The organism is Micromonospora arida (assembly GCF_003857035.1).
Lineage (GTDB): Bacteria > Actinomycetota > Actinomycetes > Mycobacteriales > Micromonosporaceae > Micromonospora > Micromonospora arida.
Map to the genome: position 1 here is coordinate 1 of NZ_QGSY01000099.1, position 14,120 is coordinate 14,120.

Annotated in this window: 14 protein-coding genes and 1 pseudogene; 9 read left to right on the plus strand and 6 right to left on the minus strand. The window is 73.6% G+C overall.

The features are described 5' to 3' along the window. Window positions 1–125 precede the first annotated feature (125 nt). From DLJ58_RS04515 to DLJ58_RS04525, 3 genes are all read right to left on the minus strand, one after another. Window positions 126–722, minus strand: coding sequence for a TetR/AcrR family transcriptional regulator (locus DLJ58_RS04515; protein WP_124853995.1), 597 nt, complete (start codon window positions 720–722; stop codon window positions 126–128). Between the two features lie 92 nt (window positions 723–814). Next, a complete protein-coding gene (locus tag DLJ58_RS04520; protein ID WP_124853996.1) occupies window positions 815–1,570 on the minus strand; it encodes an ABC transporter permease in 756 nt (251 codons plus the stop codon). Then, window positions 1,567–2,322, minus strand: coding sequence for an ABC transporter ATP-binding protein (locus tag DLJ58_RS04525; protein WP_124853997.1), 756 nt, complete (start codon window positions 2,320–2,322; stop codon window positions 1,567–1,569). The genes DLJ58_RS04520 and DLJ58_RS04525 overlap by 4 nt, the downstream gene beginning before the upstream one ends. Before the next feature lie 597 nt (window positions 2,323–2,919). Here DLJ58_RS04525 and DLJ58_RS34425 point away from each other — a divergent pair. From DLJ58_RS34425 to DLJ58_RS04540, 4 genes and pseudogenes are all read left to right on the plus strand, one after another. After that, window positions 2,920–3,198, plus strand: a pseudogene (locus tag DLJ58_RS34425) (phosphoribosyl-AMP cyclohydrolase); the annotation flags it as partial. A gap of 267 nt (window positions 3,199–3,465) precedes the next feature. Continuing rightward, a complete protein-coding gene (gene hisI, locus DLJ58_RS34430) occupies window positions 3,466–3,897 on the plus strand; it encodes a phosphoribosyl-AMP cyclohydrolase (protein ID WP_124854013.1) in 432 nt (143 codons plus the stop codon). A 58-nt stretch (window positions 3,898–3,955) separates the two neighbouring features. After that, window positions 3,956–5,509, plus strand: a complete 1,554-nt coding sequence (locus DLJ58_RS04535; RefSeq protein WP_124853998.1) for an anthranilate synthase component I — start codon at window positions 3,956–3,958, stop codon at window positions 5,507–5,509. A gap of 173 nt (window positions 5,510–5,682) precedes the next feature. Beyond that, on the plus strand, window positions 5,683–6,273 hold the full coding sequence (locus DLJ58_RS04540; protein WP_124853999.1) for a Trp biosynthesis-associated membrane protein: 591 nt from the start codon (window positions 5,683–5,685) through the stop codon (window positions 6,271–6,273). A gap of 19 nt (window positions 6,274–6,292) precedes the next feature. On the opposite strand, the gene DLJ58_RS04545 is transcribed toward DLJ58_RS04540, so the two are convergent. Continuing rightward, entirely contained in the window at window positions 6,293–6,562 is a 270-nt protein-coding gene (locus tag DLJ58_RS04545) for a hypothetical protein (protein ID WP_124854014.1), read from the minus strand. 486 nt (window positions 6,563–7,048) lie between these two features. Between DLJ58_RS04545 and trpC the strand changes: the two genes are divergently transcribed. From trpC to trpA, 3 genes are read left to right on the plus strand one after another with little or no spacing between them, the layout of a single operon-like run. After that, on the plus strand, window positions 7,049–7,852 hold the full coding sequence (trpC, locus tag DLJ58_RS04550; protein WP_030334428.1) for an indole-3-glycerol phosphate synthase TrpC: 804 nt from the start codon (window positions 7,049–7,051) through the stop codon (window positions 7,850–7,852). A gap of 37 nt (window positions 7,853–7,889) precedes the next feature. Further along, complete coding sequence (gene trpB / locus DLJ58_RS04555; protein ID WP_112623480.1) at window positions 7,890–9,128, plus strand: tryptophan synthase subunit beta; 1,239 nt, start codon at window positions 7,890–7,892, stop codon at window positions 9,126–9,128. A 1-nt stretch (window position 9,129) separates the two neighbouring features. Beyond that, the gene (gene trpA / locus DLJ58_RS04560; RefSeq protein ID WP_091407799.1) at window positions 9,130–9,933 is read left to right on the plus strand and encodes a tryptophan synthase subunit alpha; all 804 of its coding nucleotides are present in this window, start codon (window positions 9,130–9,132) and stop codon (window positions 9,931–9,933) included. A gap of 141 nt (window positions 9,934–10,074) precedes the next feature. On the opposite strand, the gene DLJ58_RS04565 is transcribed toward trpA, so the two are convergent. Beyond that, a complete protein-coding gene (locus tag DLJ58_RS04565) occupies window positions 10,075–10,749 on the minus strand; it encodes an NUDIX hydrolase (protein WP_124854001.1) in 675 nt (224 codons plus the stop codon). A gap of 102 nt (window positions 10,750–10,851) precedes the next feature. On the opposite strand from DLJ58_RS04565, the gene lgt reads away from it, so the two are divergent. Then, on the plus strand, window positions 10,852–12,030 hold the full coding sequence (lgt, locus tag DLJ58_RS04570; RefSeq protein ID WP_124854002.1) for a prolipoprotein diacylglyceryl transferase: 1,179 nt from the start codon (window positions 10,852–10,854) through the stop codon (window positions 12,028–12,030). A 9-nt stretch (window positions 12,031–12,039) separates the two neighbouring features. Further along, window positions 12,040–13,227: an FAD-dependent oxidoreductase gene (locus DLJ58_RS04575; protein WP_124854003.1), complete on the plus strand. Its 1,188-nt coding sequence runs from the start codon at window positions 12,040–12,042 to the stop codon at window positions 13,225–13,227. Between the two features lie 36 nt (window positions 13,228–13,263). On the opposite strand, the gene DLJ58_RS04580 is transcribed toward DLJ58_RS04575, so the two are convergent. Next, window positions 13,264–14,109: a GNAT family N-acetyltransferase gene (locus DLJ58_RS04580; RefSeq protein WP_124854004.1), complete on the minus strand. Its 846-nt coding sequence runs from the start codon at window positions 14,107–14,109 to the stop codon at window positions 13,264–13,266. Window positions 14,110–14,120: the final 11 nt, after the last annotated feature.

The window sequence follows — 14,120 nt, forward strand, 5'->3', positions numbered from 1 at the left end:
CCGCCCCACCCAGGCCCGCGTCGATCTTGCAGTTTTGGTTGCCGTTGTGCGTGGTATGTCCCTTTGGTCGGGACAGAAAGTGCAAGATCGCGGGGGTGTCCGAGGTTGAGCGGGGCGTTGTTGGGTCAGGTTGGCAGCGGGCCGGTGAGGTAACGCTGGATCGTGGGGCCGATCGCGGCCACCAGGGTTTCCGGGTCCGCCGACGCGACCGGCTCAAGGCGCACCACGTGCCGCATCATGGCCAGGCCGATCATCTGGGTGGCCACCAGAGAGCCCCGCAGCGGTAGCTCGACCGGGTCGACGTCGAGGTTTTCCAGCACCCGGCGCAGCAGTTGGGTGGTGACGAACTCACGCAGCAGTCGGGCGGTCCACTCGTTGCTCACCGCGGAGCGCAGCAGTGCCTGTGCCGCGCTGCCTGTCGGGGAGTCCCAGACGCCGAGGAAGATGCGCACCATCCGCTCACCGACGCCGTCCCGGTCGCCGGCGAGCACCTTCGGCACCAGTTGACCGGGGTCGACCGGAAAGTTCATCGCGGCCAGGAAGAGCTGGTCCTTGCTGCCGAAGTAGTGGTGCACGAGCGCCGGGTCGACCTGCGCCGTGGCGGCGATGCCCCGGATCGAGGCGACGTCGTAGCCACGTTCGGCGAATGCCGTCCGCGCCGCGTCGAGAATCGCCTCCCGGGTGCCCGGGTTGCCGGGTCTCCGGCCGGTCCGCCGCGTCATCGCCGCCCTTCGTTCGTCCGCCTCGGCCCGTCGTGGGCCCGGCCCAGGCCGGGGTCGGCTGCCGCGCCGGCCGCCGCCCCCGGCGCTGGCGGTCAGCCGCTGCGTCGGCGCAGGGTGGCCGCCGCGAGCACCAGTGCCAGCACCACAGCGCCGAACACCACCGCGACGTCGCGCCACATCCGGCCGGTCGGTTCGGCGTGGGCGCCGACCTCCTGCAACGCCTCGATGGCGTACGACAGGGGGAAGGCGTCACTGAGCGCCTGGAGCCAGCCGGCCATCTGGTCGCGGGCCACGAACAGCCCGCAGAGCAGCAGTTGGGGGATCACCACGACTGGCAGGAACTGTACTGCCTGGAACTCGGTGCGCGCGAAGGCACTGCACAGCAGCCCGAGGGCGACGCCGAGCACTGCGTCGAGCACGGCGATCCCGATCACCAGCCCGATGCTGCCGGCGGTCTCCAGATCGAAGATCCAGTACGCCACCGCGGCGGCGACGGCTGCCTGCACGGCGGCGGCCAGCCCGAACGCGATCCCGTACCCGAAGAGCAGATCGAGCTTGCCCAGCGGGGTGGTGAGCAGCCGCTCCAGCGTGCCCGAGGTGCGTTCCCGCAGCATGGCGATGCTGGTCACCAGAAACATGATCACGAAGGGGAAGATGCCGAGCATCACCAGCGCGATCCGGTCGAAGGTCGTCGGCTGGTCGGGCGGGGTCGGTTGGTCGGCGTACATGAAGTAGACCAGGGTGAGCAGGACGGCCGGCACCACCACGAGCAGCGCGATGGTCCGCCGGTCGTGCCGGAGCTGACGCAGGATGCGGCCGGTGGTGGCGGCGAGAATTCGCGCGTTCATGCTGTCTCCCGGGCGGCTGTCGCGTCGGTGCTGGTGGAGGCGGCCTCGCCGGCCCGGATGAGCCGCAGGAACGCCTCGTCGAGGTCGTCCACGCCGGCGGCGGCGCGGATGGCGGCGGGGCTGTCGTCGGCGATCAACCGCCCCTGGCGGATCAGCAGCAGTTGGTCGCAGCGGGCCGCCTCGTCCATCACGTGGCTGGACACCAGCAGGGTGGTGCCGGCGGCGGCCATCGCGTGGAACCGGGCCCACAGGTCGGCCCGCAGCACCGGGTCCTGGCCGACGGTCGGCTCGTCGAGGATGACCAGCTCCGGCTCCCCGACCAGGGCACACGCCAGCGAGGCTCGGCTGCGTTGACCGCCGGAGAGGGTGCCGACCAGTTGACCGGCGGCCTCGGCCAGCCCGACATCGCTGATCGCCCGGTCGGCCTCGACGCGCCCACGCCCGTACAGGGCCGCGAAATAGCGGGCGTTCTCCCGGACGGTCAGGTCGGCGTAGACGCTCGGTGCCTGGGTCAGGTAGCCCACCCGGTGCCGCAGCGCGGGGGTGCCCGCCGGTTGGCCGAGCACGGTGACCGTCCCGCCACTGACCAACTGCACCCCGACCACCGCCCGCATGAACGTGGTCTTGCCACTGCCGCTGGGGCCGAGCAGCCCGGTGACCGCGCCGCGCGGGACCCGGCAGCTGATGCCGTCCAGCACCCGCCGCCCACCCCGGTCCACGACAAGGTCTCGGACGGCTATCGCATCGTCCATCACGCACCTCCACAGAAACTCATCACCTGTTGAACTCAACGCTAGATGAAATATGACGTCGTGCGCAACGCCCGCACTCGTGTCGGGCTGGCCGACCGTCGCGCGGAGCGCGAGAACGGGCAGTAGGCTCCGGACCGGACACGAAGTCCGCCAACGGGCATTGCGCGCTGATCGGACGTACGGCACGATGGCGCGGTGGGTCACGCTCCGTTACCGGATAGCGGTTTTCTTGAGGACTGGGCCGCGCGGTTGCGGCAGGCCGCCGAGCGGCCGGTGGTCGGCATCCTGTTGCGCGGCAGCCACGCCCGCCGCGCCGCCACCGCGCACAGCGACGTCGACCTCGACGTGTTGGTCGGCGGCGCCCCCTACGCGGCCCGTCGGGCCTACCTGGACGAGTCCGCAGGCCAGGTCACTCACGTCTCGGTGGCCGCCCGGGACATCCGGTCCTGGGTGCACCGCCTGGGCGAACCGGCCGACTGGGCGTTCGGGCTGCCGGTCACCGCGCCGGCGCGGCTGCTCTGGGCCGACCCGCACTGGCGGCCCCGGATCGACCTGCCGGTGCTCTGCCAGCCCGCCGAGCCACCCCGACTGGAAGAGATGATCGCCACGCTGGGTAAGGCCGCCTCCGCCCGCGCGGCCGGCGACCGCCTCGGGGTCCGGCTCGCCGTCGCCGACCTGGCGCGGCTCTGCCCCTCGGTGCTGCGACCGGCCAACCCGTCCGTACGGGTCCACTCCCGCCGGGCGGCCTTCGCAGCGGCCCTGGAACTGCCGGTGGCCCCACCCGGCTACCGGGCGGACATGCTGCTCTGCCTCGGGCTGCGCCCGGGCGCCACCGGGCAGCTCTGGGCCGCCGCCGTACGGCTGGTCGCCGGCACGCTGCCGTTGATCCGGCCGTACGCCGAGGAGATCGCCGACACGGCCGGCGCGGACCTGGCCGCCGCCCTGGTGGACGGCCGGCTGGACCGCTACGTCGCCCAACTGGCCCGGCCGGCCGGGCCCTTGTCGCAATCCCGGTCCTCGTCGCAGGCCGGGCCCTCGTCGCAGCCTCGGCCCTTGTCGCAGCCCTGGCTCTCGGGGCCTCCGCCGCAGCCCTGGCGGGAGCGGTCGGCGGTGCCCGCGCCGCGTGCGGGAGAATTGGTGACTGTGCCCGTACCTGACTCGCCGGTGACCGGCGTCCCCAGCGATCCGAACCAGCTGGCCGCGCCCGCGCCGGCGCGCCCGTCCCGGCTCGACCCGGCCATCGCGGCCCAGTTGCGCCGCACCGCCGACGGTCTGGTCGCCGCCGTGGTGCGCGCGCACGACTCCGGTGAGGTGCTGATGGTCGCGTGGATGGACGACGAGGCGTTGCACCGCACCCTCACCACCGGCCGGGCCACCTACTGGTCGCGCAGCCGCCGCGAATACTGGGTCAAGGGCGCCACCTCCGGGCACCACCAGTACGTGCGGTCGGTCGCCCTGGACTGCGACGGGGACGCGCTGCTGGTGAGCGTGGACCAGGTTGGCGCGGCCTGCCACACCGGGCACAGGACCTGCTTCTTCACCGAGCTGCCCGTCACCGGGACGGAGGCACCGTGAGCGCGCGGAATGCAGCGCGGCGAGGCACCGCAGTCGCGATCGAAAGGCGGGTCGGCTGATGACCGACGGCACCCTCAGCCCCGACCTGGCCACCTTCACGGCGCTGGCCGCCGACTGGCGGGTCGTGCCGGTCACCCGGCGACTGCTGGCCGACGCGGAGACGCCGGTCGGGGTCTACCGCAAGCTGGCCGGTGGACCGGGCACGTTCCTGTTGGAATCGGCCGAGCAGGGCGTCGGTTCGGCCGGCATGGCCTGGTCGCGGTACTCGTTCATCGGCGTACGCAGCAGCGCGACCCTGATCGAGCGCGACGGCGTGGCGACCTGGCTCGGCCAGCCGCCGGCCGGGTTGAGCACCGAGGGTGACCCGGTACGGATGCTGCGGGAGACGGTGGCGGCGCTGGCCGGCCCGGTCGGGGACCCATCCGATGGTCTGCCGCCGCTGACCGGGGGCATGGTCGGCTACCTCGGCTACGACCTGATCCGGCGCTTCGAGCGGTTGCCCGAGCTGACCGAGGACGACCTGGGTGTCCCGGAGCTGGGCATGATGCTCGCCACCGACCTGGTGGTGCTCGACCACTACGACGGCTCGGCGATCCTGGTCGCCAACGCGGTGCTGCCGCCGTTGGACGCCCCGGACCGCGCCCCGCATGTCGCCGCCGCCTACCACCACGCGGTGGGCCGGTTGGACGCGATGACCACGGCGCTGTCCCGGCCCATCCCGCCGATGATCTCCACGGTCGAGCGTCCGCCGGCCGGCGAGGTGCTCTGCCGTACGCCCGACGGCGGCTACCCGAAGGCGGTGGAGGCGGCCAAGGAGGCGATCAGGGCCGGTGAGTGCTTCCAGATCGTGCTCTCCCAGCGCTTCGAGCGGTCGACCCACGCCGACCCGCTGGACGTCTACCGGGTGCTGCGTACCAGCAACCCCAGCCCGTACATGTACCTGCTGCGCTTCGACGGGTTCGACATCGTCGGCTCGTCCCCGGAGGCGCACCTGAAGGTCACCGGGGCCGCGGACGGGCGGCGCCGGGCGTTGTTGCACCCGATCGCCGGCACCCGGCCGCGGGGCGGCACCCCCGCCGCCGACGCCGCGCTCGCCGCCGAGCTGCTCGCCGACCCGAAGGAACGAGCCGAGCACGTGATGCTGGTCGACCTCGGCCGCAACGACCTGGGTCGGGTCTGTCAGCCCGGCAGCGTGGAGGTGCCCGAGTTCGCCACCATCGAGCGGTACAGCCACGTCATGCACATCGTCTCCACGGTCACCGGCACGCTGCGTGACGACCAGAGCGCCTTCGACGCGCTCGCCGCGACCTTCCCGGCCGGCACGCTCTCCGGGGCGCCCAAGGTGCGCGCCATGGAGATCATCGAGGAGTTGGAGCCGGTCCGTCGTGGCCTCTACGGCGGCACCGTCGGCTACTTCGGCTTCGGCGGTGACCTGGACATGGCGATCGCCATCCGGACCGCGCTCATCCGCGACGGTCGCGCCTACGTCCAGGCCGGGGCGGGGGTGGTCGCCGACTCGGACCCGGCCGCCGAGGACCAGGAGACGCGGAACAAGGCCGCGGCCGTGCTGGCCGCGATCGCTGCCGCCGAGACCCTCCGGGCTGCACGGTGAGCGCGAGGAGTGCAGCGAAGCGGAGCCCCGCAGTCGCGAACGAAAGGCCGGCTCGGTGAGCGCGAGGAGTGCAGCGAAGCGGAGCCCCGCAGTCGCGAACGAAAGGCCGGCTCGGTGAGCGCGAGGAGTGCAGCGAAGCGGAGCCCCGCAGTCGCGAACGAAGGGATGAATTCGTGAGCGGCGGGGAGCGGTCCGTCGGGGGCCGGCGCGCGTTGACGTACGCCGTACTGCTCTGCCTGGCCGGCGCGGGCCTGGCGCTGTGGGCCGCGACGCGCAGCTGGTCGGTCGAGCTGACGGTACGTCCGGCGCCGCTGCCGCCGGTGCGTGACACCCGCAGCGGTGCGAGCCTGCTGCCCTGGCTGCCGGCGTTGGCCCTGGTGACCTTGGCCGGGGGTGGCGCGGTGCTGGCCACCCGGGGCCGCCTGCGTCGGGTGCTCGGGGCGCTGCTCGGCGTGCTCGGTCTGGCGGTGGCGGCCGGCGGCGGGTATGGGCTGGTAGCCGACATGGCTGGCGACGTGAGCCGGCAGTGGCCGGCGCTCTGCCTGCTCGGTGGCCTGCTGGCCGCCGGGGGCGGCTGGTGGACGGCCGTGCGTGGCGGTGACTGGCCGGCGATGGGCGCCCGGTACGAACGTCCGGCGCGGAACGCTCCGCAGGCCGCGCCGGCGCAGAGCGACCCGGCCGGGCCGCCGACGCCGATGGCCGGGCGGCGGACCACCGAGGCGTGGGACGCGCTGGACCGGGGCGAGGACCCCACGGCCGACTGACGCGGCGGGCGGCGGGCGGTCAGCCGACCGGCTGGCGCTCCCACTGGGCGTGGCTACTGGCGGCGCGGGCGGCGGTCAGCTCGGCGACCAGGCGGTTCAGCTCCGCGCGTTGGTCGGCGCGGGCCCGGTCGGCGCAGACCGCCTCCCAGGCGTTGCCCCGTGCCGTCCGCATCCGTCCCTCGCCCACCACGGCCCGTTCCACGGTGTGCACCACTCCGACGGCGAGCGACGCCACCGTCCGCGAGATGGTGGTCAGTCCGATGGTCTGGTTCGGCTCGGAAATGCTCATGGTCACCTCGCACGAGGAGTTGCTGCGGTCGGGCAGGCGCGCCATCGAGTCTGCCCGAGGACGATGCTCGCCCGTCGACGTTTCGCCGCGGTGACCGCCCGGTCAACTGTCTCGTCTCGGCCGTGACCAGGCACCGTCCGTTCGGCCTTGAGCTTGCTCACAGCATCGATTGGCGTCGCTGCCGTCGGGCGCCGAGCGGAAACTGGTGGCATGATCGATGGGTCGGCCCGGTCTGACTGCGGCCGCCAGGCTCCATACCGCGTGACGGTGGTCGATACCGGAGGTGGCGCTGCGTGACAACCCCTTCACGGCAAGTCGGCCATTATGCCGCAGCCCTTTTCGTGAGCAGCGCCATACCCCCGGCATTCGGCGTCGGTCGGCTGCCCCTAGCATCGGCCCATGACGCCCGGAGAGGGGAGTCCGTTCGTGACTGCTGAGCGTGCGCACGCGGAGGGTGACGAGGCCGGCCAGGCAGCGTCCGTAAGCGTGCTCGACGAGATTCTGGCCGGCGTGCGTGAAGACGTCGCCCGACGCCAGGAGCAGGTTCCGCTGGAGCGGATCCGTGAACTGGCAGCGGCGGCGCCGCCGCCGATGGACGCGTACGCGGCGCTGCGCAAGCCCGGCGTGGCCGTGATCGCCGAGGTGAAGCGTTCGTCGCCGTCCAAGGGCCGGCTGGCCGAGATCGCCGATCCGGCTGACCTCGCGGTCGACTACGCGGCCGGTGGGGCCCGTGCGATCAGCGTGCTGACCGAGGGGCGCTGGTTCGGTGGTTCGCTGGACGACCTGGCGGCCGTCCGTGCCGCGGTCACCGTGCCGGTGCTGCGTAAGGACTTCGTGGTCTCCAGCTATCAGATCCACGAGGCCCGTGCGCACGGCGCCGACCTGGTTCTGCTGATCGTCGCCGCACTCGAGCAGAACGTCCTGATGGGCCTGCTGGAGCGGATCGAGTCGCTGGGCATGACCGCCCTGGTCGAGGTGCACGACGAGGAAGAGGCCGACCGCGCGCTGGAGGCCGGCGCGCAGGTGATCGGGGTCAACGCCCGTGACCTGCGTACCCTGGAGGTCGACCGATCGGTGTTCGAGCGGATCGCGCCCGGCCTGCCCAGCAGCGTCGTCAAGATCGCCGAATCCGGCGTTCGCGGCCCGCACGACCTGATCCGGTACGCCTCCGCGGGCGCCGACGCGGTCCTCGTGGGCGAGGGCCTGGTCACTCAGAAGAGCCCCCGCGAGGCGGTCGCCGAGTTGGTCAACGCCGGCAACCACCCGGCAACGCCCCGGCCGGTGCGCTGACCCGCACCGGTCTGACGTCCCACCGAGAGGATTCCCGATGAGCGCCGACGCGCTGGCCCCGGTGGCCGGCCCGCAGCCCGACTCCGCCGGCCACTTCGGCCGCTTCGGTGGTCGGTTCGTTCCCGAGGCCCTGGTGGCCGCGCTGGACGAGCTCGACGGGGCGTGGCGTACGGCGATGGCGGACGAGTCCTTCCGGGCGGAGTTCGGTGCGCTGTTGCGCGACTACGCCGGCACGCCTTCGCTGCTCTACGAGGCCCGGCGGTTCTCGGCGAAGGTCGGCGCGCGGGTGCTGCTCAAGCGCGAGGACCTCAACCACACGGGTGCGCACAAGGTGCGCAACGTGCTCGGCCAGGCGCTGCTCACCAAGCGGATGGGCAAGACCCGGGTGATCGCGGAGACCGGCGCCGGCCAGCACGGTGTCGCCACCGCGACCGCCGCCGCCCTGTTCGACCTGGAGTGCGTGGTCTACATGGGCCAGGTCGACACCGAGCGGCAGGCGCTCAACGTGGCTCGGATGCGGATGCTCGGCGCGACCGTCGTCCCGGTCACCAACGGCTCGCGCACCCTCAAGGACGCGATGAACGAGGCGATGCGCGACTGGGTGGCCAACGTCGACGAGACGCACTACCTGATCGGCACCGCCGCGGGCCCGCACCCGTTCCCGGCGATGGTGCGCGACTTCGTCCGGGGCATCGGTGACGAGGCCCGTCAACAGTGCCTGGACCTCACCGGTGGGTTGCCGGACGCCGTCACCGCCTGCGTCGGTGGCGGCTCCAACGCGCTGGGCATCTTCCACGCCTTCGTGGGCGACGAAGCCGTGCGGCTGTACGGCTTCGAAGCCGGTGGCGACGGGGTGTCCACCGGCCGGCATGCGGCGAGCATCACCGGCGGGTCGGCAGGGGTGCTGCACGGCACCCGCACCTTCGTGCTCCAGGACGCCGACGGGCAGACCCTGGAGTCGCACTCGATCTCCGCCGGCCTGGACTACCCGGGCGTCGGGCCCGAGCACGCGTGGCTGCACGACACCGGCCGGGCGAACTACCTGCCGGTCACCGACGACGAGGCGATGGCCGCGTTCGAGCTGCTCTGCCGTACCGAGGGCATCATCCCGGCGATCGAGAGCGCACATGCGCTCGCCGGCACCGTGGCGCTGGCTCCGAAGCTCGCCGCGGAGCTGGGCCGGGAGCCCACCATCGTGGTCAACCTCTCCGGGCGGGGCGACAAGGACGTGCACACCGCCGGCGACTACTTCGGCATCCTCGACAAGGAGCGGTGAGATGAGCCGGATCGGGGTGGCCTTCGACAAGGCCCGCGCCGACGGACGGGCACTGCTGGTCGGCTGCATGCCGGCCGGTTTCCCCACCGTCGAGGGCAGCATCGCCGCGATGACCGCCATGGTCGAGGCCGGCGTGGACGTGATCGAGGTGGAGATTCCCTACTCCGACCCGGTGATGGACGGGCCGGTGATCCAGCGGGCCAGTGACATCGCGCTGGCCGGGGGCGTACGCACCGCGGACACGATGCGCATCATCGAGGCGGTGGCGGCCACCGGCGCTCCGGTGGTCACCATGACCTACTGGAACCCGGTGGAGCGGTACGGCGTGGACGTCTTCGCCCGTGACCTGGCCTCCGCAGGCGGCACCGGCCTGATCACCCCGGACCTCATCCCTGACGAGGCCGACGAGTGGCTGGCGGCCTCGGACGCGCACGGGCTGGACCGCACGTTCCTGGTCTCGCCGTCGTCCACCGACGCTCGGCTGGCGATGACGGTGCAGCACTGCCGCGGCTTCGTCTACGCGACCGCCGTGATGGGGGTGACCGGTGCCCGGGCGCGTACCTCCGACGCCGCCCCGACGCTGGTCTCCCGGGCCCGCGCGGTCACCGACCTGCCGATCGGTGTCGGCCTGGGTGTGGGTACCGGCGCGCAGGCCGGCACCGTCGCCGGTTACGCCGATGGGGTGATCGTGGGCAGCGCGCTCGTCCGGTGTGTGCTTGACGCGCCCACCGAGGCCGACGGGCTTGCCGCCCTGCGCACGCTCAGCGCCGAACTCGCCGAGGGCGTCCGTAACCCCACCCGCTGAGCCCGGCCCGCGCTGAGCTCGGCTCGGCTCAACGCTCGGCCCGGCTCAACGCTCGGCCCGGCTCAACGCTCGGCGCTCGTGCCGGCGCGGCGGCCAGGCTGTCCGCGACCACGCGGCGGACCTCGGGACGGTCGCGGATGGTCAAGGGTGCAGGGACGGGTTCGCGGCCTCGCCGCGTTGCTCCGGTGGCTGCCCCGCTCCCGGATACCCGTCGTGGCTGGTCGCGGGCTGCGGCATGTCGTGGTCGGTCGCGGGCCGCTGCTCGTCCTGGCCGGTCTCCGGGGGCCGCGCGTCCTGGTCGGCTGCCGGCCGGCCGTCCTCGGCCGGGCGAGCCGCCGGCAGCGGCGCGGAGTCGACGGTGCCGGGCACGCAGCCGACGTCGCGGAGCACGCCGGAGCGGCCGGCGGTCGCGTCGGTGACGGCGGCCCGGGTGAGCGGGGTGACCACCTCCGGCAGCGCGTCGGGGGAGTGCCAGGACAATCGGCAGCCCGGCGGGGGGTCGGTGGCGGGTCGGACCCCGGCCGCGCGGGCCCGGAACACGTGCACGAGGACGTCCGGAAGCGGGCCGGCGCGCCCCGCTGCGGCCTCTCCCGAAGCGCCGCTCACCTGGTAGATGCCGACCAGGTCGGTCAGCTCGATGTCCCAGCCGGTCTCCGCGCGAATGTCTCGTAGCGCCGCCCGCACCGGGCCCTCGGCCGGGCGCAGCCGCCCGCCGGGCAGCGCGTAGCGGCGGGCACCCCGACCCTGCTGGCAGAGCAGCACCCGACCGGTGTCGTCGGTGACGACCGCGGCGACCGCCCAGGTGAGCGCGCTCATGGACAAAGAGCCTACGGCGGTGCAAACCAGAAGTCACCGGGATGCGCCCTCCAACGGCCCGGGGTGCCGCTGCGGGGGTGTGCAGCGGTAGCGTGTGCACCCGTGACCCTCGCCTCGCTCTCTCCCCAGGCGGCCCTGCCCAGCCCCAGCACCGCGGTCTGGCAGCTCGGGCCGGTGCCGATCCGGGCCTACGCGCTCTGCATCATTGCCGGCATCGTGCTGGCCTGCTGGGTGACGGAGCGCCGGCTGCGGCAGCGCGGCGTCGCGCCCGGCGCGGTGCTCGACATTGCCGTCTGGGCGGTGCCCGCCGGCATCATCGGCGCCCGGATCTACCACGTGATCACCTCACCCGAGAAGTACTTCGGGGCCGGTGGGGACCCGATGAAGGCGTTCGCCATCTGGGAGGGCGGTCTGGGCATCTGGGGCGCGGTCGCCGGTGGCGCGCTCGGTGCCTGGATCGCGGCCCGACAGCTCGGCATTCCGTTCGGCGTGGTGGCCGACGCGCTGGCCCCCGGGCTGCCGCTGGCCCAGGCCGTCGGCCGCATCGGCAACTGGTTCAACAACGAGCTCTTCGGTGGCCGGACGACCCTGCCGTGGGGTCTGGAGATCCACCGGATGGACCCGGACAACCCCGGGCACGCCCTCCGCGACGACGCCGGGCAGCCGATCCTCGAACCGGGTCTCTACCAGCCGACCTTCCTCTACGAGGCGCTGTGGAACCTCGGCGTCGTAGCTCTGGTCCTCGTCCTCGACCGCCGCTTCAAGCTGGGCCGGGGCCGGGCGTTCGCGCTCTACGTGATGGGTTACACCGTCGGCCGGTTCTGGATCGAGCTGATGCGCACCGACGAGGCCAACCAGATCCTCGGCGTCCGGCTCAACGTCTGGACCGCCGCCCTGGTCTTCCTCGGCGCCCTGATCTACTTCGTACGGGTGCGTGGTCCTCGGGACTACCTGATCCCGCTCGGCCCGGCGGCGACGACGACCCCGCCCCCCACGTCCGACCTGTCCCAGGTCGACCTCTCCGAGCGGGAGACCCCCGCGCGGGCCGCCGCGCCGGAGGGCTACCGGGTGGTGAGCGAGGAGCAGTACGCCGCCTGGCAGGACACCGGCGTCGTACCGCCGGCGGACGACGACTCCCGGTCGGATGATGGCCAGCCGTCCGACGACACGGCAGCCGCCGACCTCACGTCGAGCGACGACGAGCCGGTGGACGAACCGTCGGCCGCTCGCACCGACCGGGCCGACGCCACGGGCGCGCGTCCCGCCGACCGGGACAGCTGAGCGGCACCGATGCGAAGCGCGGTGGTGGTCGGCGCAGGGGTCGGTGGCCTCGCGGTGGCCGGCGCGCTGGCCCGTTCCGGCTGGCAGGTCACCCTGTTGGAACGCGCCGAACGGGTCCGCCCCGAGCCGACCGCAGTGGTGCTCTGGCCCAACGGCGTCCGCGCGCTCCAGGCCCTCGGCCTCGGCGCCGGCCTGGCCGCCATCGCCACCCCGTTGCCCGACGGCGGGGTCCGTCGCCCGGACGGGCACTGGCTCGTGCAGCCCCGGCCCATCCCGGCCGACCGGATGCCGGTGGTGGTGCACCGGGAGGATCTGCACGACGCGCTGATCGCCGGCCTCGGCGAGCGGGTCGAGTTGCGGACCGGGGTGTCCGTGCGCCACGTCCGCGTCGAGCCGGGCGAGCGGCCGGGAGTCAGCGACGGGCGGCACACCATCGAGGCCGATCTGGTGGTGGCCGCCGACGGCACGGACAGCGGCATCCGTCGCCAACTCGCGCCAGAGTCCCGGGTGGTCAGCTCCGGGTGCGCCGCCTGGCGGGCCGTCATCCCCTGGTACCAGGCACCTCGACTCCCCGACGATCAGCCGCTGGCCGGTGAGATTCTCGGCGCGGGTTACCGGTTCGTGGCCGCGTCGCTGGGCGAGCGCGGCTCCTCGGGCGGGTCCACCCGGGGCGGCATCTACTGGGTGGCCACCGCCGCTGGCGCGCCCCGTCCGGAACCACCGGAGACCCAGCTCGCCCTGCTGCGCCGCTGGTACGCGGGCTGGCCCGCGCCGGTCGGCGCGCTGCTCGACGCCACGGACCCGGCCGACCTGGTCCAACAGGAGGTTCGCGAGCTGCGCCCGCTGCCCCGGGCGTACGGCTTTCCGGTGGGGCCCGGTGGGGTGGTGCTGCTCGGCGACGCGGCGCACGCCATGCCGCCGCACCTCGGGCAGGGCGCCTGCCTCGCGTTCGAGGACGCCGCCACGCTCGCGTCGCTGCTGCGGGAGGCCCGGCTGCCCGACGCCGTCCAGGCGTACGACCGGGTGCGCCGCCCCCGGGCCGCGACCGTGGTCCGGCAGACCCGGCGGATGTCGGCGGTGCTCCAGACCCGGGGCCGGTTGGCGCTGCGCGCCCGGGACGCGGCGCTGGGCACGATCAACTCCCGACTGCTCTCCAGCGCCGCCGCCTCCGCCGCCCAGTGGCGCCCACCGACCTGACCTCGGCCGCGAGGCTGGTCAGCGGGGCGAGGCAGGTCAGGGGATGAGCGCGGCGGGTTCGGCGATGCAGGCGGTGCCGATTCGGCGAAAGCCGACCCGCAGGTAGACCCGCGCGATCTCCTCGCTGCCCGCGGAGAGGAAGACCAGTTCGGTGCCGGCGGCGAGGAGTTCCCGGGCCAGGGTGGCGGTGAGCGCGGCGCCCAGCCCGCGTCGTCGGGCGGACGGCAGGGTGGCCACCCCGGCGATCTCCGCGACGTCGTCCACCCGCATCGCCATGCCGCTGGCCAGCGCGCCCTCGGTCGGCGTGCCGGCCAGCGCGGAGATCCGTCGCCCCTCGGCGATCCGGACGCGCTCCTCGTCGAGCGCGGCCAGTTCGAGTTCGGTGACGGCGGCGTCGCGTTCGGCCGGGCCGGCCTCGCCGGGCGCGGTGCCGGCGGCGGCGAATGCCACCGCTGCCACCGCACGCCGGGCGGCGACATCGGCGGCGAAGCCGGGGGAGTCGGCTGCCAGCACCCGCACCGCCGCGTCGGAGAGCGTCGCCGGGTCGGGCAGCGCGCTCGGGTCGAGCACCATCAGCGGCGCCTCCAGCACGTTGAGTCCCGCCGAGCGGGCCACCGCCAGCAGCTCCGGGGTCGTCTCGTGCACCCACTCGAAGGCTTCCGGCAGGCCCAGCTTCCGCTGGCGCTCGCGGACCGAGACCACGTCGGCCAGCGACGGCGGCTCGGTGGCGTCGATCCGGGGGCGGGCGTAGAACGGCCAGCCGGCACCTTCGCGGACGAACAGCACCAGCGCGCCATGTTCCTCCGCGCCGGCGACGTCGCGGGGCACCGCGTCGTAGAAGCGTTCCAACCGGTCGAAGACGTGCTTGTGTCGCGGATCCACCGCGCGAGACT